Source organism: Chitinophaga solisilvae (genome assembly GCF_009928525.1).
Taxonomy (GTDB): domain Bacteria; phylum Bacteroidota; class Bacteroidia; order Chitinophagales; family Chitinophagaceae; genus Chitinophaga; species Chitinophaga solisilvae.
In genome coordinates this window covers 645357-669388 of the sequence record NZ_JAABOK010000003.1, presented here as the reverse complement: position 1 = coordinate 669388, position 24032 = coordinate 645357, and the positions used below count along the sequence as shown (strand labels likewise).

Here is a 24032-nt window from a genome sequence, read left to right as displayed (position 1 = left end):
GCAGTGAATAATGAAAAGAAAAAGGGTGTTGTGTTAAGCACAACACCCTTTCCTTTTTATGCATTAAACAGGAGAAGCAGCCAGGCTGCCAGAAAGCATATCCAGGCAATGAAAAGCAGTGTCAGCACAACATGGAACCAGTACTTTGCAGCGATCCATACATAACCGCCAATAATAAGGATGGTGAGTAACGGAATGAAAGGATCTGATTGCAGCAGGGAAGGATATTTCACTGCCAGGTAAAAATTTACAATTCCTGTAAACACTGCGCCGATACTATGTGTGGCGTTGAACCCTATCCATGATTTCCACATGTTCAGCTTATCTGTCAGCAACAGGGTATCATGTTTCATATCAGCCTCCAGTTTTTCATTGCGCGGAGATAATTTGTTGGTGGTAAGTGTGGCTTTGAGGTGCAGCAGTCCCATCAGGCTGATGATGGCTGCGCCGGTTTTCCAGAGATATATAGCAATCATAATAATGGATTATTGTAGTTTCTGTCCGTAAATAAACAGCACGCTGCCTTTCATATAATGCTGCACAGATAAGGTTTTGCTGTCAAACAGCGCGCATGTTTGCTGCCGGGATAAAACGACACCGAACTCATTGAACAGACGCAGCAGCTCCATAAATAATCTGCTGATAATGGTTTCATTCGTCATGGTATAGAAATAGAATTTCCCTCCTGGTTTTAAAACGCGCAGCATTTCATGAAGGAAGTCCTGTTTGTTATCGAAGAGGTGGATAGTACCAAAACTGCAGATGGTATCATAGCTGCTATCATCGAAGGGCAGCTGAAAAGCGTTGGCCTGTAATAAGGTAATATTGGATGGTATGGCTCCGCAACGGGCTGTCAGTCTTCCTTTCGCGATCCTGAGCATTTCCAGTGACCTGTCCAGCAAGGTGCATATGTGTGTGGTCCGGCTGTATAAATCTGCTGTTTGCGCCAATCCGCCGCAGCCGATGTCCAGTACATTTCCGGCGGACTGCAGGACAGGCATGGCAGCGAATTTTTTAAAATCATCGCGGTTGACATTCCAGCATAGTTTATTAAAAAGCATTGTGCTGACAAGACGTTCATAAAATATTGCTTTATTGTCGTATGCCGCGCCGCGGGTGTTTTCCAGGGCGGAGAGGATGCCTGGCGCCGCTTCTTTGAATCTGTCCGTGTATTGCATCACTGTGATTTATATGCAAAGCTATGTCACAATGAAATGCCGGAAAATGAACCTGGGTTAAGAAATGCGTTTTCTGATACGACTCAGTGCCTGTGGGGTGATACCGATATAAGAGGCGAGATATTTCAGCGGGATATGTTTTATAAGATGCGGGGCTTTATTAAACAGTTCCAGGTAGCGTTCCTCAGCGGATCTGGTCAGCAATGAAAACTCCCTGTCTGATTTGATCAGCAGCAGGGCTTCAGCGGCCAGTCTGCCTATTCTGTCAACGATCCTGATTTCTTCATATGCTTTTTGCAGATCATCATAGTGCATACGCCAGAGATGCGTTTCTGTGAGTACCTGTCCGGAAAAACGTGAGGGCTGCCGGGTGATAAAGGAGCTAAAAACGCTCATAAACCAGCCTTCAAAGGCAAAGCCACAGGTAGTTTCATGTCCTTCCTGATCTTCCACATAAAAGCGTAGCATACCACGGTCCACGAATGTCAGGTAGTTTTCTGTTTCTCCTGCTTTCAGATAAAAAGATTTAGCCGGATAAACTTTCTTTTCAAATCCGGCTGAGAAAGCGCGCCAATCCTCATCGGAAATATCTACCTGTTTTTTAAGGAACATGTGCATTTGATGCATGGCTCTGTCTATTTTAATTACGAATTACGAATTACGAATTACGAATGAAAAGCGAAGACCGAAGCGATAATACTGTTCAGTATCCGCTTCGGTCTTTGCTTTTATCTTCGAGTTACATTCGTAATTCGTAATTCGTAATTCGTAATTCAACAGAATTACTTTTCTGTTGTCAACCCTGCACCAATAAATTCGCGGTTGAGGCGCGCGATATTGGTGAGAGAGATTTCTTTCGGACATTCTGCTTCGCAGGCGCCGGTGTTGGTGCAGCTACCGAAGCCTTCCTTATCCATCTGTGCGACCATGTTGAGGGCGCGTGTTTTTCTTTCCGGGTGACCTTGCGGCAGGAGGGCCAGCTGAGATACTTTCGCGGAAACGAAGAGCATGGCGGAAGAGTTTTTACAGGCGGCTACGCAGGCGCCGCAACCGATACATGCTGCTGCTGCGAAAGACAGGTCAGCGTTATGTTTATCGATAGGGAGACAGTTGGCATCCTGCGCGTTACCAGTGTTAACGGAGATGTAACCACCGGCTTCGATGATGCGGTCGAAAGCGCTTCTGTCAACGGTAAGATCTTTCAGTACCGGGAAAGCGCCTGCTCTCCATGGTTCAACGGTGATGGTATCGCCATCTTTAAAGGCGCGCATGTGCAGCTGGCAGGTGGTAGTACCATCCCACGGGCCGTGAGCGCGGCCATTGATATGCATAGAGCACATACCACAGATACCTTCGCGGCAGTCGTGGTCGAATGCTACCGGCTCTTTTCCATCGTTGATCAGTTCTTCATTCACAACGTCGAACATTTCCAGGAATGACATTTCTGAAGAAATGTTTTTCGCCTGAATAGTTTCAAAGCCACCCTGATCGTTTTTGCTTTTCTGCCTCCACACTTTTAATGTGAGGTTCATGTTATAATGTTCCATAATCCCTGGACAATTATTTGATTTATAATCCTGGTTAATTGTATGCAATCAACCAATAACCATTATTTGTAGCTACGCTGAGTAGGTTTACATTCTTCGAACACCAGTGGTTCTTTGTGCAGTTCGTACTGGCCGTCGCCTTTGTATTCCCATGCAGCCACATAGCTGAAGTTAGCGTCATCGCGTTGAGCTTCGCCGTCCGGAGTCTGAGACTCTTCGCGGAAGTGGCCGCCACAGGATTCGCGGCGGTTCAGTGCGTCGAGGCACATCAGTTCGCCCAGTTCGAGGAAGTCTGCTACACGGCCTGCTTTTTCCAGTTCAGGGTTGAACTCTTTTTCGTTGCCTGGTACGCGTACATTCTGCCAGAATTCTGCGCGCAGCGCTTTGATTTCTGCGATGGCTTCTTTCAGACCTTGTTCGTTACGTGCCATACCGCACTTGTCCCACATGATCTTACCGAGTTTTTTGTGGTAGAAGTCAACAGATTTGGTACCCTTGATGGTCATGAATTTGTTGATGGTTTCTTTCACTTTATTTTCAGCTTCCGTGAATGCCGGGTGATCGGTAGGGATAGCTTTGGTGCGGATTTCATCTGCGAGGTAGTTACCCAGGGTGTACGGGATCACGAAGTAGCCGTCTGCCAGGCCCTGCATGAGTGCAGAAGCACCGAGGCGGTTAGCGCCGTGGTCGGAGAAGTTGGCTTCACCGAGGGAGTACAGGCCGGGAACGGTTGTCTGGAGTTCGTAGTCAACCCACAGTCCGCCCATGGTGTAGTGAACCGCCGGGTAGATACGCATGGGTGTTTCGTAAGGGTTTTCACCGGTAATTTTGGCGTACATGTCGAACAGGTTACCATATTTTTCGGCTACAACTTCCTTTCCGAGTTTAATGATTTCTTCTTTGGAGATGTTACCCATCTGGCGTTTACCGGCTTCGATGTTACCGTAACGTTCGATAGCTGCGGCGAAGTCGAGGAATACCGCCTGTTTGGAGGTACCTACGCCATAGCCGGCGTCGCATCTTTCCTTTGCTGCACGGGAGGCCACGTCACGGGGAACGAGGTTACCGAATGCAGGGTATCTTCTTTCCAGGTAGTAATCCCTTTCATCTTCAGGGATGTCGCTGGCTTTGCGGGTATCGTTCTGTTTTTTGGGCACCCAGATACGTCCGTCGTTACGCAGTGATTCAGACATCAGCGTCAGTTTGGACTGGTGATCGCCGGATACCGGGATACAGGTCGGGTGGATCTGTGTAAAGCAGGGGTTGGCGAAGTACGCACCGTTTTTGGTGGCTTTCCAGGCTGCTGTTACATTGGAACCCATTGCGTTGGTGGACAGGAAGAACACGTTGCCGTAACCACCGCTGCAGATCAGTACTGCATGGCCGAAGTGGCGTTCCAGTTCACCTGTTACGAGGTCGCGTGCAATGATACCACGGGCTTTGCCATCGATCTTTACGATTTCCAGCATTTCGTGGCGGCTGTACATTTTCACGTTACCGAGAGCTACCTGGCGTTCCAATGCGGAATAGGCGCCGAGGAGCAGCTGCTGGCCTGTCTGGCCTGCCGCATAAAAAGTACGCTGTACCTGTGTACCACCGAAAGAGCGGTTACTTAACAGGCCACCGTATTCACGGGCAAAGGGAACCCCCTGTGCCACGCACTGATCTATAATATTACCACTCACTTCAGCCAGGCGATGTACGTTGGCTTCGCGGGCGCGGTAGTCACCACCTTTTACAGTGTCGTAGAAGAGACGGAAAACGGAGTCACCATCGTTCTGATAATTTTTAGCCGCATTGATACCACCCTGGGCAGCAATACTGTGCGCACGGCGCGGACTATCCTGAAAGCAGAATGCTTTAACCTTATACCCCAACTCACCCAATGAAGCCGCTGCTGAAGCGCCAGCCAAACCGGTACCAATAACAATCACTTCAAGACTGCGCTTATTGGCAGGGTTCACCAGCTTACAATGTCCTTTATAATCTTCCCATTTATTGTTTAATGGTCCGGCAGGAATTTTTGCGTTCAACATATATCCTTACTTTACAGAAGTTATTTTTTTAAATAGATTACAATCGGAATAATGGCAAAGCCAACAGGGATAAGGATACCAAAGATCCATACACCTACGAAGTTGATTAAACCGTTGTACTTTTTGTGATTCAGACCGAAAGTCTGGAAAGCGCTCTTGAAACCGTGGATCAGGTGGAATGACAAACCGATCATACCGATAACGTACAGTATTACCAGCCATACATTGCTGAAGGTTTCATAAGATAACGCGTACAGATCTTTCAGTGGTTCTTCCACACCGGCATAGGAACGCACAGGCATTTCAGCATAGTGGAATTTACCCCAGAAATTGGCGAGGTGAATCACAATGAAGATAAAGAGAATGCTTCCCATGATAGCCATCTGACGGCTGAACCAGGAAGATGTCTGATTACCCGGATTCACGGCATATTTCACCGGACGGGCGGCCCTGTTGCGGAAAGTAAGCTGCAGTGCAATGATGGCATGCAGCAAAATCACTACTTTCAACCCCCAGGCGATAAACTGAATCAGGCTGTTGTGCCCCATGAACTGGGCATAAATGTTGAATGCCTTGCCCTCGTCATTATACAGCAGCTGGAAATTACCCGCCAGGTGCACAATAACAAAGCTGCAAAGAAACAAACCGGTAGCACCTACTAATAACTTCTTACCGATAGAGGTATTAAAGAACTGTGACCACTTCATAAGTAAAATTCTAAGCTTCCTAGTATAAAATGATGATTGAAATGTCGCGCAAATTTAGCGCAGGAAAAATAAAAACCAAATGATATTTATCAGGTTTTTAGTCAAATAAGAGTAGAGGTCAATGCATAAAATAATTGATAATCAATACTTCATGCATAATATCTTTCATTTTGCAATGAAAATTAATTAATTATTCCAACCGTTTCAGCATGATATTGTCTATCATATTATACAAATGCAAGGGCTGATATGTTCGCCATTTATCGTCATCCAGCAGATGTATATAGTGGTGGAGCCGTGCTCTCTCGAACTCCTGGCGGGTGGCTTCCGGCATATTCAGGCTAACAATCCATCCCCCATCATCTTTGATATCATCCCACCATTCTTCGTAATAGCAATCATCGGAGGAGTGGAAATTCATCACATTTTCTGTGATGAGAATGAATTTACGGATGCCCTCTGCGATCAGCACATCAATGATTTCCCGTTTCAGGGTCATGATATCGTTATCAATGGCATCGTTCCATTCTCCCAGCAGTTCTATGATAGCAAAATTGAACTGATAGTCTGCGTACAGGATCTTCATGTATAGGTTACGGGAACCAAAGTCGTCCCACTGCGGATGTACGTAGTAATTATATACGGTATTGGAGAATTCAAATTCACTGTATTCCCGTCCATAGAACGGCGATAGCTCGTCTTCTTCAGCAGCATACAGGTGCCGCCAGTTATAATATGGTTCTATTGTATGCATATATCCTTCTTACGCTGCAAATTTCGGGGATAATCATGCTTTTGCAAAATCGTCCACAGCTTTCTTCACGCTGCCTGCCTTCAGCAGCAACTGCTGCGCCTGTTCGTAATCCGTGAGCGACAGCTTCTCCATCAGCATTTTCACGCCTCTGTCTACCAGCTTTTCGTTGCTCAGCTGCATGTTTACCATTTTGTTATCTTCTACCCGCCCCAGCTGTATCATCACTGCGGTGGAGATCATGTTCAGTACCAGTTTCTGGGCTGTACCGCTTTTCATACGGGTGCTGCCGGTAACAAACTCAGGGCCTACCACCACTTCCACCGGGAAATCGGCCGCGGCAGATACCGGGGACCCCGGATTACAGCTGATGCTGCCGGTAATAATGCCATGGCTCCTGCATTTATCCAGTGCGCCGATAACATAGGGCGTGGTACCGCTGGCTGCAATGCCCACTACTACGTCTTTATCGGTGATATTATACTCCTGCAGATCCTTCCATCCCTGCTCCCGGTCATCTTCTGCGAATTCTACCGCCTTACGGATGGCAGAATCGCCGCCGGCAATGATACCAATAACCAGCCCCTGCGGTACTCCGAAGGTGGGCGGGCATTCAGACGCATCTACAATACCCAGACGACCGCTGGTGCCTGCTCCCATGTAAAACAAACGGCCTCCGGCCAGCATCCTGTCGGCAATGGCCGCCACCAGCTTTTCTATCTGGGGAATAGATTTTTCCACTGCCAGGGGAACTGTCCTGTCTTCTTTATTAATATTCGTCAGTATTTCCTGGATACTCATCTTTTCGAGGTGACGATATACAGAAGCCTGTTCAGTTACTTTTTCAAATGCCATATATGAAGTGTTGTAAGATTAACTATGAAATACGATCAGGCCATCCATGGGCGTACGGAGTATCTTGCCCATAGGGAGTTCGTACAGATCGCACAGCTCGCGGATCACGTCCTGGAAATGCCAGGCGATGCCGCCTGTGAAATGCAGCGCCGTTGTCCAGCTTTCCCGGTATTTATAAATATGATTAAAGAAGAAGTCATTCAATCCGTCTTCCAGGATATTTTCGACCAGGAAATGCTGCCGGTTTTCAGAAAGGAAGCTGGCAAACCTGGATAGGTACCGGTTGGCCAGGGGTTTCCGGTATATGTTCTCCAGTATTTCGTCCTTACTGGTATTGAATTTCTGGTCGAACCGCGCCATCAACTCCTCATCGAAGGTATTGTAGAGGTAATACTGCAGTACCTTTCGGCCCAGATAGGCGCCGCTGCCCTCATCGCCCAGGATGAAACCGAGACCGGGATTGTTTTTCACTATTTTCTCTCCGTCGAAGTAGCAGGAGTTAGACCCCGTTCCCAGGATGCTGGCAATGCCCGGCTCGCGGCCGCAGAGTGCACGGGCAGCGCCCATCAGGTCGTGGTTTACATCTATCAGCGCTGCCGGCCACACACTTTTCAGGCTGTCGGTTACCAGCTGGATATTTTTAGGTTGTGATAATCCGGTGCCATAGAAATAGACTTCATCTATATGTACACCGGCCGGCAGTTGCGGTAACAACTCCCCTTCCATTATTCCCGTGATCTGCGCGGCAGACTGGAAATAGGGGCTTACGCCCTGTGTATTGAAAACAGCAGGCTGCTGGTCGCCCAGCAGGGCCCATTCCGTCTTTGTTGATCCGCTATCAGCTATCAGCTTTACTCTTGCCGCCATACCCTGTAATTTATGAAATTAAAGAATCGTAAAAGTTTGCACCCGATTTATGCTATTTTTGTCACAATTTAAACAAAAGGGTTTCATAAAAACAAATAGCCCCCTTGAAGTTTAAGCTATGATGATGCATGCACGCAACGGATTTCTTTCCGCCAGCGGCTTATATTACATGGTAAGATTGGTCATAAACAAGCGGATAATTATCAAAATATGTCTAACAGGAAGCTGAATGTTTTTTTACCTTTTCTCTTTGCAGTTGTCTTAGCCTTAGGAATGTTCCTGGGGCATAAAATGCCCGGCTCCAACACCGGCGGCGCTACTGTATTTTTTGCCAAACCCGCCAAAGGCCCGTTGCAGGAGGTAATGGACCTGGTGAAGTCCAAGTACGTAGATACCATGGACACGGAAAAGCTGCAACAGGAAGCAATAGAAGGGTTACTGTCACACCTTGACCCACACTCCGTATACATTCCGCCTTCCCAGCTGCAGGCTGTCAACCAGGACCTGGAGGGCAACTTCGAAGGTATCGGCGTGGAATTTAATATCACCGCAGATACTGTGAACGTAATCGCTGTACTGAGCGGAGGCCCTTCTGAAAAAGCAGGCCTGCAATCCGGCGATAAAATCATTAAGGTAAATGACAGCCTCGTGGCCGGCAATGGCATCACCTCCGAAAAAATCCGCAAATTACTGCTCGGCCCCGCCGGTTCAGTCGTTAATACCACCCTCCTGCGCCAGCAGAAACTGATACACGTACCTATCAAACGCGGCGTTATTCCGCTCTACAGCGTAGATGCCAGCTATATGATTACTCCCGGTACCGGCTATATCAAAATCAGCAAGTTCTCTGCCACCACTTTCGACGAATTCCTGAAAGCCATGCGCAGCCTGGAAAGACAAGGCATGAAGAAACTCATCATCGATGTGCGCCAGAACCCCGGCGGATTTATGGATGCCGCCACCCGGATCCTGGATGAACTGCTGACAGATCAGCGCCTCATTCTCTATACCAAAGGAAAAGCGTATCCGCGCACCGACTATAAAACCAAACGCCCCGGCATGTTCGAGAGCGGCCCGCTCGCCATCCTCACCGACGAAGGCTCTGCCTCCGCCAGTGAAATCCTGGCCGGCGCCATCCAGGACTGGGACCGCGGCACCATCATCGGACGCCGGACCTTCGGGAAAGGACTCGTGCAGGAACAATATGACCTCGACAACGGCGGCGCCCTGCGCCTCACCGTGGCCCGCTACTTCATACCTTCCGGCAGAAGCATCCAGAAACCTTACAGCAAAGGCAATGACGCCTATGACGAAGACATTATGGAACGCTTCAACCACGGAGAACTGGTCAATAAAGACAGTATCAGAATCACTGATACCGTTCCGTATACCACCGCCTCCGGACGCCGCGTATACGGCGGCGGCGGCATCACCCCTGATGTTTTCGTACCCTTCGATACCGCCCGTTTCTCTAAAACACTAACGGCACTGTATACACGTAATACCATCAGTAACTTCGTATACCAGTACTATACTTCCCATAAAGAAGATTTTAAAAGATATAAGGACGCCGGCGACTTCGTACAGTCGTTCCAGTTAAGCCCTGCCCTGCTGAACGATTTCCGCGAATTCGCGAAAAAAGACAGCATCCCTGGCCTGGATAAACTCTCCGGCCACGATGATACTGAAATCAGAACGCGCCTTAAAGCCATGATGGCAAGACAACTGTACAACAAGGAAGGCTTCTACGAAACCATCAACACCACCGACCCGGTTGTGAAGAAGGCGCTGGAGACCCTGGACAAACAGTAGTTATTTTATTATTTTGCTATTTGAGATTTGATTGTGGAGATTTGATTGTGGAGATTTGATTGTGGAGATTTGATTGTGGAGGTTTGATTGTGGAGGTTTGATTGTAGGGATTTGATTGTTGAGGATGGTATAATTTCAGCGCATATTATAGATTATGTAATAGAAAAGCGGAGAGGTGAATCACCTTTCCGCTTTTCTATTATCATTACAAATAAAAAGGGAGAGCGAAGCGGATCTTAAATTTGATCTTCGCTTCGCTCTCCGCTTTCATTCGCAATTCGTAATTCGTAATTCGTAATTTGACTTAACTACTGGTTCTTACGCTGCATTTTAGGCAGTGACATCACAATCAGGTCGTTCATGACGTTTACGGCTTCGTCCAGGTAAATGTCTTTGGTTCTTACTTTCAGCCAGTCTTTGTTACGGGCTATTTTAGAAGAATCGTTACCCAGTTTGTCCATATCGGATTTGATGTTTACGATGCTGAGCTCTTTCACTTTATCATTAACGGCATCGTATTTTTTCAGGGCAGCAGTATTTGATTTTTGTTCTGATTTATAGGTCTGCAGATTCAGGGAATAAGTTTCCTGTTTCTCCATTTTCTTCAGGGTACTCAGATTTTCGTTCAGCATTTTGAAGGCGGTGCTGGAAGACATTCTTTTTTCGCTGTTCTTTTTCAGCGCTTCTGTAGGCACCGGGTTGATCCATGGAGTGAAGGCTGCGCGGGGAATTTCATCCCATGCCAGCGCATCGCTGTCTTTGCGCTCAGCTACTTCATAATATGGATCCGGCAATACTACATCGGAGGCAACGCCTTTCAGCTGGGTGGAGCCACCGTTTGCGCGGTAGAATTTCTGCTGGGTAAGTTTCAGTGCACCGAGGCTGATGCCGTCTTTTGTCGGATAGAAATCATCCAGGTTGAAGAGGCGTTGTACGGTACCTTTACCGAAGGTCTGGGAGCTGCCGATAACCACGGCGCGTTTATAGTCCTGCATGGCAGCGGCCAGGATTTCAGATGCAGAGGCGCTGTATTCATTCACCATGATAGCCAGTGGGCCATCGTACTGTACATTTTTATCACGGTCGCGGAGCACCACGGCATCGCCGCCTCTGGATCTTACCTGTACTACCGGGCCTTCCGGAATGAAGAGGCCGGCCATCTGTACAACGTCCTGGAGGGAGCCACCGCCGTTGAAGCGGAGATCGAGGATGATGCCTTCTACTTTTTCTGCTTTGAGCTTAGCTACTTCTTTAGCCACATCTTCTGCGCTGCGGGCGCCGTTGCGGTCGTTGAAGTCAGCGTAGAATTCTGGCAGGTAGATATAACCTATTTTATGCTGTCCATTAATGATGGCAGATTTCGCGAATGTTTCCTCTGTAACGATTTCATCACGCACGATGGTAATATCCTTTACCGTACCGTCCACGCTTTTCACTGTCAGTTTAACGGGGGTACCTTTTTTACCGCGGATGAGCTTCACGGCATCTTCTACCGGGTATCCGGTGATATCTACCGGTTCAGCATTTCCCTGTGCTACTTTCTGGATAACGTCGTTAGCTTTCAGTTGTCCCTGTTTCCAGCTGGGGCTGCCTGTAACGATGCTGATTACTTTGATCCTATCGCCTTCTTCCTTCAGCTGGGCGCCGATACCGAAGAATTTACCGGCCATCTGTTCTTCGAAAGCGCGTTTTTCATCCGGCGGGAAGTAGTCGGTATGCGGATCCATGGTAGTGGTGATCGCATTCACATACAGGTTGAAGCGGTCATTATCATTCTGCCTGTTTTTCAGGCGCTCAAAATAGCGGTCATACAGTTGTTTCACCTTAGTACGCGCTTCTGCTTCCAGGTCTGCGTCTGTTTTGGTTTTCGCACTGTCTTTGTTTTTATCGCGGAGCTCCTGCAGGTCGGTGAGTTTTTCCAGGGTACGGTATTTCAGTACTTTGCGCCAGGCTTCCTTACGGGCATTTTCATCTGCCGGAAAATCCAGTTTCTCCGGATCCAGCGTCACTTTTTCGTCGGCAGTAAAGTCGAATGGTTTGGCAAGAATTTCCGGATAGATAGCCGCTGCTTCTGCCACTCTTTGTTTGATGAGGGTGTTGATGCTGCGGAAGCAATCCAGGGAAGCGCCCTTCAGTTCATCGTCGATATGTGTTGACAATGGCTGCAGTTTGTTGATATCTGATTTGAGGAAAAATTTCTTTTCCACATCCAGGCTGCGCAGGTATTTATTGAAAACCTCTTTAGAGAAGGCGTCATCAATTTGTTTAGGTTGGTAGTGTCCTTCTTTCAGCATTTGTCCGACCAGGTTCATAATCACTTCATAACGGCCCGGAGGGTCTTCGCTATGTCCCAGCTTATTAAAGGCCAACACTCCGGCGGAGATGCTGAGCAGCACTACCGGTATTATCACTTTCAGTCTCATATGTATCTCAATTGAACGTAAACGTTGTCTGACCAAATATAAAATAAAATCGACCGTCGCCGGAGGATTTTATTCCTTTTAACAAAAAATTGGGCCAAATGGTTAGCAGGCAGCTTTTAGCGGTCTGGCCGGAGGAATAGCGGCTGTGGGCAGGGAACAGACAGTATGTTGATAGTCAGCTTTCAGCGGCTTTTTTTCCGCTGAAAGCTGCAGCAAAAAATTTTTTATCTGGCGGGTATCAGCTTATACACCGCCCCTTTGAAACCATCTTTGGTAGAGGAGCTGGTGAGCATATAAATTTCGCCCTCTTCATCTTCTCCCCAGCTGAGGATGAAGGGATTATCCTTAGGGCGATCAGTCAGTTCCAGGTCCGCCCGTTCCCATTTACTGCCTTTAGGGGCCAGCACAAAGGTTTTCCCGTTGTAATCGCCAAAAACGTACCCCCCTTTCAGTGAGGGAATAGCCTTGCCGCGGTAAACATAGCCGCCGGTGATACTGATCCCCAGATCGTGGTCGTATTCGTGGATTGGTGCAATCAGTTTGCTTTTGTCAGCACCGGCGGGCACATTGAAATCATGATACCCTTCCATGATGCGCCAGCCGTAATTTCCACCTTTAGTGATGATATCCACTTCTTCATAGAGCGCTTGTCCTACGTCGCCGGCAAAGAGTTTGCGCGTACTGCGGTCAAAGGAAAAGCGCCAGGGGTTGCGCAGGCCGTAGGCCCATATTTCAGGCTTTGCGCCGGCAGTTTTCACGAAGGGGTTATCTGCCGGGATCCTATACGGATTACCGTTTACATCGATGCGCAGAATTTTTCCCAGCAGCGTGCCCAGATCCTGTCCGTTGCCGGCAGTACCGTGCTTGTCGCCACCACCGCCGCCATCACCCAGCCCTATATACAGATAGCCATCAGCGCCAAATTCCAGCTGGCCGCCGTTATGATTGGATTCCGGCTGGTTGATTTCCATCAGTACGCGTTTGGATGCCGGATCTGCCACATTGGGATCTGCAGCTGAAGCGGTAAATTCCACAAGCCGGCTTTTATGGTCCAGCACTTTTTTCACGGGTTTCTCCACCGGCGCGCTGTAGTAGACATAAAATTTACGGTTCTTCTTAAAGTCAGGATGGAAGGCCATTCCCAGCAGGCCTCTTTCATCGTACGCCGGGTTTACCTTCACCATATCGCTGCTGACATCCAGGAATGGCTTCGGCAGCAGGGAGCCGTCTTTTTTTACGATCCATACCTTTCCTTCTTTCTGACAGAAAAATAACCTGCCCGTACCATCGCGCGGAACGGCCATATTCACCGGCGAGATAAATTTATCAGTAATCAGTGCCAGTCTGACTTTACGGGCGGGCGGATCCTGTGTGGCATTACCATCTGCCGCAACGGCAGCATCCGCGAACATCAGGGGAAAGAGAGCGCCCCATAACAACCCTTGTAGTTTCATATACGTGTAGGAATTTAAACAATAAAAATATGTTTTTCATCGCTCCGTACTGATGGCTTTTTGCTTTTTCTGTTCTTGTTTTTGCCTTTTTCCTACCTTCGTAAAAAATCTTCAGAGCTTGGACAATTCGGCATCAAACAGGAACGACCCATACGCATCACTTCGTTATAAAGAATTCAATTACTACCTCGTTATCCGCTTTGCATTTGTATTTGCGCTGGCTATGCAGTTCGCCATTGTAGAGTGGAAGGTGTATGCCTTATCCGGAGATCCGTTTTCCCTGGGGCTGATAGGACTGGCAGAAGTTATTCCGGCTGTCCTGCTGGCGCCTTTTGCGGGGCACCTGGTAGACAAGCGGGAGAAACGCGATATGCTGCTGAAATGTGTTGTTGCCTATCTGGCCATCAGTACCGGCCTGTTCCTGCTCACCTGGGATAAAGCGGTGGAAGGCATTTCCACGCATCATGTGCTGCTGATGATTTATGTGCTGGTATTCTTTGGCGGTGTTGTCCGCTCTTTTGTAAGCCCCTCGAATTTTTCGCTGATGTCATTGCTGGTGCCGAGGGAACTTTACGCCAACGCCTCTACGTGGAGCAGTTCTGCATGGCAGATCGGCGGCGTGCTGGGGCCTGCGCTGGGTGGCTTTTGTATCTACTGGTTCGGGGTGCACTGGTCCATGCTGCTGGTAGTGATTATTTTCCTGGCGCCTTTATACAGCCTGATACAGATAAAGCCCAAACCTGTTTATTATACGCCGAAGGGAGAAACGTTTTTTGAAGGGCTCACCAGCGGGATGCGTTTTGTGTGGAAAACCAAGGTGGTGCTGGGAGCTATGGCGCTTGATATGTTTGCGGTATTATTCGGAGGCGCGGTAGCCATGCTGCCGGCTTTTGCTACAGATGTACTGCATGTAGGCTCGCTGGGTTACGGCCTGTTACGTTCTGCTCCGGCAGTAGGCGCGCTGATTACCATGTTCATACTGGCGCACAAACCGCTGGTCAATAAGCCGGGTCTCAAGCTGCTGGCAGCCATCTTCGGCTTTGGCCTATGTATCATTGTTTTCGGTCTTTCGACCAGCTTCTATCTTTCTATGGCTGCATTACTCATCAGCGGCGCGCTGGATGGCATCAGCGTTATCATACGGCAAACCATCCTGCAACTCAAAACGCCTGATGACATGCGCGGGCGTGTTGCCTCTGTCAGCTCTATGTTTGTGGGCTCCTCCAATGAGCTGGGCGCCTTTGAAAGTGGCTTTATGGCCCGTCAGATCGGCCTTGTTTCCTCTGTGGTATTCGGCGGCTGTGTAACGCTGGGCGTAGTGGTAACGACTTATATTATTTCGCCGGCCATGCGGAAATTAGACCTTAAGCCCTGATGCAGGGAATTACGAATTGCGAATTGCGAATTACGAATGTAAAAGCGAAGAGCTAAACGTAGATTTAAGCGGATATTTTTAAATTATCACCTTAAATCTACGTTTAGCTCTTCGCTTTTACATTCGTAATTCGCAATTCGTAATTCGCAATTATAATTTCATTTCTCCTTTCAGCTTCTCCAGCACATAATACACCGCCGGACATATTACACTATTTTCATAAGTAATATTGGGGCGTTTGAAGAAATCATAGCTATCGGTATACGGGTAGTTGGCACAATCGCCGGGGCGGGCATCGTAGATGCTGCAGGCGTTGTCTGCGCCGAGGAAAGGGCAGGGTGAGGATTTGACAACATAGTCTTCGTCCTTGTCGATGCGGAGGTAGGTATCGATGAAGGCGCCTTCCTTCATGCCCAGGTATTTGGCAATACGTTTAATGTCGGGCGCTTTGAATCGCGGGCTGATAGATTTGCAGCAGCGGCCGCATTCGAGGCAGTCAATCTGACTGAATGCTTCCTCATGCAGCTCAGGCAGGAGCTTCTCTACCCCTTTACCGCGGCGGGTTTGCAGCTTCTGCAGAAACTGTTTGTTGGCCTTTTGCTTATCTTTGGCCTTTTGTTCCCAGTCTTCTAATATTTTACTCATCACCGCAAAGATAAGCAAATAGCTGCTGGACAAAACTATGACATTGTAATTGGGATCTGCGCAGATATTAACCATCAATTATCATGTTTTTAGCCGCTGTTCCCTACTGTTTGGCGATTGCTTAAAATCTGCATAGCTTTGCGCATTCTATTTCAAACTACCTGCTTACATCATGAATCTTTTTGATATTCAACAAATTGAATTCGTGCACCGTCACATTGGGCCGAATGAAGCCGAGACTAACCAGATGCTGGAGACCATAGGAGTATCCAATCTGGACGAGCTGATTAATAAAACTGTGCCAGGCGCTATCCGCATGCAGCAGCCGCTGGCCTTACCCGCAGCGATCAGTGAAAGTGATTATCTCCGCCAGCTGAAAGATGTTTCTCTGAAAAACAAGGTAATGCGCAATTACATTGGCCAGGGGTATTTTGATACCATTACGCCGAGCGTAATCCTGCGTAATGTTTTCGAGAATCCGGGATGGTATACGCAGTATACGCCGTATCAGGCGGAAATTTCCCAGGGTCGCCTGGAAAGTCTGCTGAACTACCAGACCATGGTAAGTGATCTGACCGGTTTGCCGATTGCCAACGCCTCCTTACTGGATGAGGCTACTGCTGCTGCAGAAGCCATGACCATGTTCTTCAACGCGCTGAACAAGGATCACGATCATGTAACCAGGCCTAAGTTTTTCGTTGATGCTAACGTATACCCGCAAACGGTAGATGTAATTTATACCCGCGCTACGCCGCTGCAGATTGAAGTGGTGGTAGGTGATTACAAGACTGCTACTTTCGACGAGTCTTATTTCGGTGCACTGATACAGTACCCCAACAATCTGGGTGCGGTAGAAGATTACCAGGCGTTCATTGAACAGGTACATGCTACCGGCGCTTTCGTTGGCGTAGCTACCGACCTGCTGGCGCTGACATTGCTTACCACTCCGGGCGAACTGGGTGCAGATGCGGCTTTTGGTTCCGCTCAGCGCTTCGGTGTTCCGTTGGGCTTTGGAGGTCCGCACGCAGCATTCTTTGCTGTAAAGGATGACTTCAAACGTTCTATTCCCGGCCGTATCATTGGTGTCAGCATCGATGCACAGGGTCAGCGCGCACTGCGTATGGCGCTGCAAACCCGCGAGCAGCATATCAAACGTGAAAAAGCAACTTCCAATATCTGTACTGCACAGGCATTGCTGGCTAATATGGCGGCTATGTACGCTGTTTACCATGGCCCTGCAGGACTGAAAAATATTGCTACCCGCGTATCCCTGCTGGTTAACGCACTGGCAGAGAAGCTGCAGGCAAAAGGACTGAAACTCGCTTCCGGCAACTTCTTCGATACAATCGTAGTGGAAAATGCCGGCGACATAAGAGCGGCCGCAGAAGCTGCCGGTATCAACTTCCGCTATTTTGCAAATGGTCAGACAGGTATCTCCCTCGATGAAACCGTTACCATAGGCGATGTAAATGATATCCTGCAGGTATTCGGAGCCGGAAAAGTGGATGCAGCAAGCATTTCCGCCGGCAATACCGGTATCCCTGCTTCCTTGCAGCGTACCTCCCCTTACCTGACACACCCCGTATTCAACAGCCACCACAGCGAATCGCTGATGATGCGCTACCTGAAATTACTGGAGAACAAGGACCTTTCCCTGAACACCTCCATGATCTCCCTTGGTTCCTGCACCATGAAACTGAATGCAGCTTCTGAAATGATCCCGCTGAGCTGGGCACACTGGAGCAAAATGCACCCGTTTGCACCGGCAGATCAGGCAGGTGGTTATCTGCAGATGACCAATGAACTGGGCGAATACCTCAGCACCATCACCGGATTCGACTCCTGCAGCCTGCAGCCTAACAGCGGCGCCCAGGGCGAATATGCGGGTCTGCTGGTTATCCGTCAGTACCACGAAAGCAGAGGTGAAGGACATCGTAATGTGATGCTGATTCCGATCAGTGCACACGGCACCAACCCGGCTTCCGCAGTGATGGCTGGTTTCAAGGTGGTTGTAGTAAAAGCGCTGGAAAACGGATACATCGATGTAGCGGATCTGAAAGCAAAGGCAGCAGCCCACTCAAAAGATCTGGCTGGTATCATGATTACCTACCCTTCTACCTACGGTGTTTATGAAGAATCTGTAAAAGAAATCTGTGCTACCATCCACGAACACGGTGGCCAGGTTTATATGGACGGCGCCAACATGAATGCGCAGGTAGGTCTGACTGCTCCCGGCCTCATTGGTGCAGACGTATGTCACCTGAACCTGCACAAAACCTTCGCCATACCTCACGGTGGCGGCGGTCCCGGCATGGGCCCCATCTGCGTAGCCAAACACCTGACACCGTTATTACCGGGTCACGTAACCCTGAACAATGGTCAGCTGTCTAACGCAGTATCTGCAGCGCCTTATGGTTCCGCCAGCATCCTGCTGATTTCCTATGCGTACATCCGCATGCTCGGCGCGAAAGGCGTTAAACAGGCATCTGAATTTGCTATCCTGAATGCCAACTATATGAAGGCAAGACTGGAAAAAGCATACGATATATTGTACACCGGCGTTAACGGCACCTGCGCACACGAGTTCATCGTAGACCTGCGTCCGTTCAAAGCCTCTGCCGGCATTGAAGCGGAAGATGTGGCAAAACGCCTCATGGACTACGGCTTCCACGCTCCTACCATGAGCTTCCCTGTAGCAGGCACGATCATGATTGAGCCTACAGAAAGTGAAGACAAAGGAGAACTGGATCGTTTCTGCGATGCCCTGCTGGCTATCCGCGAAGAAATCCGCGCTGTAGAAGAAGGCAAGGCCGACAAACAGAACAACGTGCTGAAACATGCGCCGCATACACAGTCCGTAATTACCGCCGACGAATGGAACCTTCCATACAGCCGTCAGCAGGCCGCATATCCGCTGGAATACGTTAAAGCGAACAAATTCTGGCCTTCCGTTAGCCGTGTCAATAACACCCATGGCGACAGAAACCTGATTTGCACCTGCGAGCCGGTGAGCGCGTATGAAGAAACTACAGCGTAAAGAATTACGAATTACGAATTGCGAATTACGAATGTAGTTCGAAGATAAAAGCGAAGACCGAAGCGGATACTTTAAGTATGATCGCTTCGGTCTTCGCTTTTATCTTCGAACGACATTCGTAATTCGCAATTCGTAATTCGTAATTACTGCAAAGTATGTTCCAATACTTCCACCTTCCCATCTATGGGTTGCGTGATAGTCAGTCCCAGTATTCTGGCGACTAACGGGTATACATGTATGTTTTCGAAGGTGGGGATGCGGGTGTTTGACCGGAAGGCGGGGCCCCAGGCCATGAAGATGGCGTTCATGTCTGTCAGGTTATTATCGAAGCCGTGGTGGCCGGGCGGTACGCGTCTGCCGATGTCAAAGACATGGTTGGCTTCTGCCACGAGGATGATATCGCCGATGCGGTTGTATACATCTTCCTGGCCGTAGTGCCATCTGTCAGGCGTTTCCTTTTTGAGCCATGCGGTGTAGTGGTGTTGATGTTGTTTGAAGATGTTGTAGGCAGCCTGGATGTCGGCTTCATTGTTGCCGTAGTACATCATTTTTTCGCTGCTGACTACCTTGCGCAGTGATTTTATGGCAGGCGAGTCCGGTAATGTAATCGGGTGGTCCTGGTCGATACTCAACATGCCGTGATCTGCCACAACGATGAAGTTAACCGGGAGATGGAGTTTATTTACTTCCTGTACCATTTTACCGATGGCGGCGTCCACAAACTGAACGGCTTTGCGGGTACTGTCGGAGTCCGGGCCGTAGGAATGGCCGCTGTGGTCCACTTCCGGGAAATAGAAAGTGATGAGATGCGGGCGCTGATCTTCCGGCAGGGAGAGCCAGTTCACGACCTGCTGAATGCGGGAGTCGATGCCTGTTTTCTCCTGGTACCTGAAGTAGTAGGTAGGTCTTACGTTCTGGATGGCGCTTTCAGAGCCTACCCAGAAATAGCTGGCGCTGATCATCTGTTGTTTTTCGGCCAGTACCCAGAGCGGTATACCACCGTACCAGGTGCCGTCTTCCACGGTATTGCGGTTACCTACCCGATAGATAGAATCGCGTTTGCGGTCATAGAAATGGTTATCTACCAGGCCGTGGTGAGCGGGATACATGCCGGTGGCAAGGGTATAGTGATTAGGAAAGGTGAGGGTTGGAAAGGAGGGCTGCATAGCGGTAGCCCGTACGCCCTGTCCGGATAAACGCAGCAGGTTGACAGCATTGTGTTTCTCTGCATAATCATAACGGAATCCATCGATGGAGATCATGATTACATAGGGTTTCGACTGCTGGGTAGCGCTGTTCTTACGGTCTTCCGTGATGTGTTGTGTTGTGTCCTGCGCCATTAATGCGCTGCCGCCAAGCAGGAAAACGAGCGCCGGTAAAATGAATTTCTTCACTGGTATTTTTTTACAATTAGCAATGATGGATTGAAGTGAACAGTAGGATGGGTTAAAGATGGGCTGTAATTTAGATAACATTTCCCGGTTCGCCCGCCGCCATGCGTTATAAATTCATTAAAACCCGTTTCTGGATAAATATATCCGCTCTCGTTCCGCTGAAATCATCTCCCGAAACAAATAATAATATTTTATCATAATAATGTCAAAAGTCAGACAAGACAGGCAAAATAAAGATCAACACATAAAAAATTATATATATAAATTTAATTAATTAATTGTTTATCTATATATTAGCCAACTGAAAAACCATTCGAACTATGTCTGACTACACATTTATTACAACTGAAGAGAATTTTCTATTACAGCAAGCGTTGAAAAAAAACAAGCAACAGCTAACCAAGTTTGCGATGATAGGCTTTGGGTTGTTATTAATTGCTGCTATCATCCCTCAATTATACTTATACACACATAATAACCTGGGAGATGCTGACGAGTCATTGTTCTCCTACAAAAACATCTGGTTCTGGGTATGGCTGATATGCTTTGTGATTGCCCTCGTTTTCGCGCTCATAAAGGTAACGGATATACGTTACTGGGCATTGAAGAAAGACCTGGTAGCCTTACAGAAAGGAACGCTGCACGCCCCGATGGAAGCAGTTTACCTGGAAAATAATGATTCGCAGACCAACATCATGATTTTACTTGAAAACAAAAAGAAAAAATTATTTTACTGGATGCGCGGCGCGCTGGAAGGCTACCGTGCGGGCCAGGAGGTAGAAATCACCTATGCGCGTTATTCCCGCGTGATTATTTCCATATCGAAAAAATAGTCTTTACACCTGTTCACCTATATTTGCATGCCTGTACGTTATCCGTAACGTACAGGCATGTACGCTTTTATATAACCTGTTCCTGTACAAGTGAATGATGAAACCAGCTAAACGTTTACTGTTGGCGCTGAGCGCAACAGTATTTACCCTTGCAGCCTGCAGCAAAAAGAATAATACCGGAGCAGCCTATCCTACGGAACCTGTTACAGACATACCCGGATATTACATCAGTAAATTGAATAAGAACGACAAGTCGTCTGACAGTTTCGTGTATAATTCCCGGGGGAAACTGATCCAGATATGGGGAGCCTACAGCCTTGGTGATGGGTGGGATTATGCCTATACCGATTATATTTATGGCCCTGACGGCAAACTCATCGAAACCAGACTCTATAACCGGTCTAGCATAAACGGGCCAAGAACGCTATGGATACTCCGCCAGTACAAAATTACAAATGGAAGAATCCATTGTGCTACCAGCTATCCTGACGGATCTGGCGATGGGTGGACAAGCAGCGTAGCACTTAATGCTGCCGGACAGTTTTCACTGCTGGGCAGTAAAGACACCCTTCCCGGCAATGATGGTATTACTCATAAACCCATCCGTTACCTGTCATACAGGGAATTGCGTTACCAGAGCAGCAACATTCATCAATTTGTGTCTGATAACTTTACAATCAGTGAAAACGTTAACCCGGATTATACCCTGGTAAGGAATAACCTTGAATACACTTACGGTAAACGGCCAAATGCCATGAACAGGCTGATAAGCAATGATCCCGTACTTGCCTGGTGCTTGTATGAGCGATTTATGCACGATGAATACATGGCCTTTTTCGGAGGCAGCACTATGCTGGAAAAGTCCGTTCAGACAATAAAAACTAAAAAACTAGACAGCATTTTTACAAATTACTATACCTACAGCGATATAGATACAATAGGAGGCCCCATCTGGAAAACAATGAAGTTCGACCGCAGGGATGCGTATTCCCATGGGAAACTGACTTCATCCTATAAATATTCTGCTACCTACATTAAGTTGCAGTAACAGCAGTTTTACAGCAAATTATACATCCCTGTATATTCATGTGTATACAGGGATTTTCTTATAGAAGATAATTATAGTGGCAGATTTTTTCTGCTGACAACCTTATTATACCGGACTGAAACACTGTATTATAGCGTATCTCCGGCCGGATTACACTGCGGCTAAATTCCCCTGTACTCAGGCCATAACTATTAAATGCTACTTTTGCCGCTGTCAATACTTTACTTATCATCACTTCAACTGAGATGAAAAAAAACAACTTCATTCTTTTAGTCACCATCTTATCAATTGTCATAGCTGCCTGCAGTAAAGTCGATGAAACTACCACACCGGAACCGGACCCTGACTTTGCGGCACCGCTTTTTCATACGCTCGCAACAAATGGCGTACCTACAGATAGCTTTGTATACAACGGAGGCAAACTGGTTGAATTATGGAACCGCGAGCCGGGTGCAACATCCTATAACCTGTATTATGAATTTATCTATGAAAATAATAAAGCCGCAGCCTATAATATATACATACAAGACGGTGGTAGTTTCAGGCTCAAAACTAAAGCTGTCAGCAAAAGAACCGGTGAGATTGTAAAAATTTACACACAGCATTACGGCCCCGGAGGAACAAAACTTCTAAATGATTCATCCGAAGCATTGGTGAATACAAGCAACCAAATACTCAGGATCGGCTCACCGGATACGCTTCGGTTATCTAATCCATTAATGGGCTCCTATAAGGTTGTGCACTATCAGCAATACACTTACGAACAACATACATTAAAATCATCCTATACTCATTCTTACCGCTCAGAAACAATAGATTTTCCTGCAAGTCTATTTACCTGGCACATCACCGCAACGCATAGTAACACCAGGAATACTATGTATTTCCTGATAGCCAATGACCCTGTCCTCAAATTGTTCCTGAACAAATATAATATCTTCTTCACAGGTCCTACAGCCATCACTTCCTACTACATCACCAATAATAAAGACATCGCCGTAACCAGTACCTACACTTATACCTATAACAATAATAACAGCCAATGGACAGAAATGATTGCCTATACTCCGGTAATGGGCGATCAGCCGGCCACCACCACCAAATACACCGCTACCTATAAACCTGTTACCATAAAGTAATACATCAATGAAACGTTCTTCTTTTCTTTATTCCCGCTGCTTCCTGCTTCTGGCAGGTGTGATGATGTGCAGCATGCAGGCCTGCCTCAAAAGCAGTGACGATACTGTTATTAAGCCCGAACCAGAGCCTTCGCCATACATTTCCCTTATCAACACGCTTTCCCTGGATGGCGCGCTGCTGGATAGTTTTGAATACAATAGCCACGGCAAGCTGGTAAAATTCTGGCATTATGACACCACGTCAAAATCCTATAACAGATACCATGAGTATGTTTATGGTGGCTCCGGTAATGTATCCGGTTATAACTACTTCCAGCGGGAAGCAGGCAGCTTCAAACTCAGATTACGCGGAACCTATGTCACTGCCGGCAATAAGATTACGCTCTATACGGAATCCTTCGGACCAGACAACATTTTTTTAGGTAAAGATTCTTCTTTCGTGCTTGTAAACGGAATCGGACAGGTGACCATGAGCGGTACAAAAGATACGATCGTTACCCCGGATCCTGCCATGGGCACCGTTAAGATGGTGAGCTACCGGAATTATACCTATAACATCCAGGGACTGCAATCTACCACTGGTCATTTTTACCGGTCTGCAACCAGGTGGAATGCACCCATTGAGGAAGAAACAACGGTTACCTTTGCCTATACCGACAAGCTGAATCATATGTACAGCCTGGTAGTACGTGATCCAGTCATGGGCATTTATCTCGGTAACTACCAGTACCTGACCGCAGGCATGCTGTGCCTGAGCACCACCACTGCTGTTATCAACAATACTCCGGGGATGAAAGTCACCTACACGTATACCTACGACAATAGCGATCAGTGGAAAGAAATGGCTATCAACTACCCGGCTTATGCCAGTAACCCCGCCCATACAGCCAGGTATTCAGCTACCTATAAACGTATTGACATAAAGTAATAC

Annotated in this window: 20 protein-coding genes; 7 read left to right on the top strand and 13 right to left on the bottom strand. The window is 47.8% G+C overall.

The genetic code is table 11. The features are described from left to right. Positions 1–56: 56 nt before the first annotated feature. The 9 genes from GWG06_RS08650 to GWG06_RS08610 all read right to left on the bottom strand — a co-directional run bounded on the left by GWG06_RS08650 (position 57) and on the right by GWG06_RS08610 (position 7941). Positions 57–476: an LIC_13387 family protein gene (locus tag GWG06_RS08650; protein ID WP_160712575.1), complete on the bottom strand. Its 420-nt coding sequence runs from the start codon at positions 474–476 to the stop codon at positions 57–59. Positions 477–485: 9 nt separating this feature from the next. Beyond that, a complete protein-coding gene (locus GWG06_RS08645; RefSeq protein ID WP_160712573.1) occupies positions 486–1178 on the bottom strand; it encodes a class I SAM-dependent methyltransferase in 693 nt (230 codons plus the stop codon). A 57-nt stretch (positions 1179–1235) separates the two neighbouring features. Then, on the bottom strand, positions 1236–1805 hold the full coding sequence (locus GWG06_RS08640) for a Crp/Fnr family transcriptional regulator (RefSeq protein WP_127039244.1): 570 nt from the start codon (positions 1803–1805) through the stop codon (positions 1236–1238). 155 nt (positions 1806–1960) lie between these two features. Continuing rightward, positions 1961–2725, bottom strand: a complete 765-nt coding sequence (locus GWG06_RS08635) for a succinate dehydrogenase/fumarate reductase iron-sulfur subunit (protein ID WP_127039241.1) — start codon at positions 2723–2725, stop codon at positions 1961–1963. 62 nt (positions 2726–2787) lie between these two features. Then, on the bottom strand, positions 2788–4761 hold the full coding sequence (locus GWG06_RS08630) for a fumarate reductase/succinate dehydrogenase flavoprotein subunit (protein WP_160712571.1): 1974 nt from the start codon (positions 4759–4761) through the stop codon (positions 2788–2790). 20 nt (positions 4762–4781) lie between these two features. Beyond that, positions 4782–5468: a succinate dehydrogenase cytochrome b subunit gene (locus GWG06_RS08625; protein ID WP_127039235.1), complete on the bottom strand. Its 687-nt coding sequence runs from the start codon at positions 5466–5468 to the stop codon at positions 4782–4784. A gap of 190 nt (positions 5469–5658) precedes the next feature. Next, positions 5659–6222: a hypothetical protein gene (locus GWG06_RS08620; protein WP_127039232.1), complete on the bottom strand. Its 564-nt coding sequence runs from the start codon at positions 6220–6222 to the stop codon at positions 5659–5661. Between the two features lie 33 nt (positions 6223–6255). Then, positions 6256–7074, bottom strand: a complete 819-nt coding sequence (gene murQ, locus GWG06_RS08615; protein ID WP_127039229.1) for an N-acetylmuramic acid 6-phosphate etherase — start codon at positions 7072–7074, stop codon at positions 6256–6258. Positions 7075–7092: 18 nt separating this feature from the next. Then, positions 7093–7941, bottom strand: coding sequence for an N-acetylglucosamine kinase (locus GWG06_RS08610; protein ID WP_127039226.1), 849 nt, complete (start codon positions 7939–7941; stop codon positions 7093–7095). 210 nt (positions 7942–8151) lie between these two features. Between GWG06_RS08610 and GWG06_RS08605 the strand changes: the two genes are divergently transcribed. Next, positions 8152–9753: a S41 family peptidase gene (locus tag GWG06_RS08605; protein ID WP_160712569.1), complete on the top strand. Its 1602-nt coding sequence runs from the start codon at positions 8152–8154 to the stop codon at positions 9751–9753. A gap of 308 nt (positions 9754–10061) precedes the next feature. Here GWG06_RS08605 and GWG06_RS08600 read toward each other — a convergent pair whose 3' ends face one another. Both GWG06_RS08600 and GWG06_RS08595 read right to left on the bottom strand, forming a co-directional pair. Next, entirely contained in the window at positions 10062–12176 is a 2115-nt protein-coding gene (locus GWG06_RS08600) for a carboxy terminal-processing peptidase (protein WP_160712567.1), read from the bottom strand. A 224-nt stretch (positions 12177–12400) separates the two neighbouring features. Next, positions 12401–13630 carry a PQQ-dependent sugar dehydrogenase gene (locus tag GWG06_RS08595; protein WP_160712565.1) on the bottom strand — a complete coding sequence of 410 codons (1230 nt, stop codon included), beginning with the start codon at positions 13628–13630 and terminating at the stop codon, positions 12401–12403. Positions 13631–13748: 118 nt separating this feature from the next. Here GWG06_RS08595 and GWG06_RS08590 point away from each other — a divergent pair, with 118 nt between their 5' ends. Beyond that, positions 13749–15005 carry an MFS transporter gene (locus GWG06_RS08590; RefSeq protein ID WP_127039214.1) on the top strand — a complete coding sequence of 419 codons (1257 nt, stop codon included), beginning with the start codon at positions 13749–13751 and terminating at the stop codon, positions 15003–15005. A 150-nt stretch (positions 15006–15155) separates the two neighbouring features. Here the strand turns inward: GWG06_RS08590 and GWG06_RS08585 are convergent, their stop codons facing one another. Further along, complete coding sequence (locus tag GWG06_RS08585) at positions 15156–15650, bottom strand: YkgJ family cysteine cluster protein (protein ID WP_127039211.1); 495 nt, start codon at positions 15648–15650, stop codon at positions 15156–15158. 205 nt (positions 15651–15855) lie between these two features. Here GWG06_RS08585 and gcvP point away from each other — a divergent pair, with 205 nt between their 5' ends. Next, positions 15856–18687 (top strand): aminomethyl-transferring glycine dehydrogenase, encoded by a 2832-nt coding sequence (gcvP, locus tag GWG06_RS08580; RefSeq protein WP_235938232.1) that lies wholly within the window; start codon positions 15856–15858, stop codon positions 18685–18687. Between the two features lie 143 nt (positions 18688–18830). Here gcvP and GWG06_RS08575 read toward each other — a convergent pair whose 3' ends face one another. Next, positions 18831–20081, bottom strand: coding sequence for an alkaline phosphatase family protein (locus tag GWG06_RS08575; protein WP_235938230.1), 1251 nt, complete (start codon positions 20079–20081; stop codon positions 18831–18833). A 320-nt stretch (positions 20082–20401) separates the two neighbouring features. Here GWG06_RS08575 and GWG06_RS08570 point away from each other — a divergent pair, with 320 nt between their 5' ends. The 4 genes from GWG06_RS08570 to GWG06_RS08555 all read left to right on the top strand — a co-directional run bounded on the left by GWG06_RS08570 (position 20402) and on the right by GWG06_RS08555 (position 24029). Further along, positions 20402–20914, top strand: coding sequence for a hypothetical protein (locus GWG06_RS08570; RefSeq protein ID WP_127039455.1), 513 nt, complete (start codon positions 20402–20404; stop codon positions 20912–20914). Positions 20915–21011: 97 nt separating this feature from the next. After that, entirely contained in the window at positions 21012–21962 is a 951-nt protein-coding gene (locus GWG06_RS08565) for a hypothetical protein (protein ID WP_160712559.1), read from the top strand. Between the two features lie 245 nt (positions 21963–22207). Next, complete coding sequence (locus GWG06_RS08560) at positions 22208–23101, top strand: hypothetical protein (RefSeq protein ID WP_160712557.1); 894 nt, start codon at positions 22208–22210, stop codon at positions 23099–23101. Between the two features lie 7 nt (positions 23102–23108). Continuing rightward, positions 23109–24029, top strand: a complete 921-nt coding sequence (locus tag GWG06_RS08555; RefSeq protein WP_160712555.1) for a hypothetical protein — start codon at positions 23109–23111, stop codon at positions 24027–24029. The last annotated feature ends 3 nt before the right edge of the window (positions 24030–24032 follow it).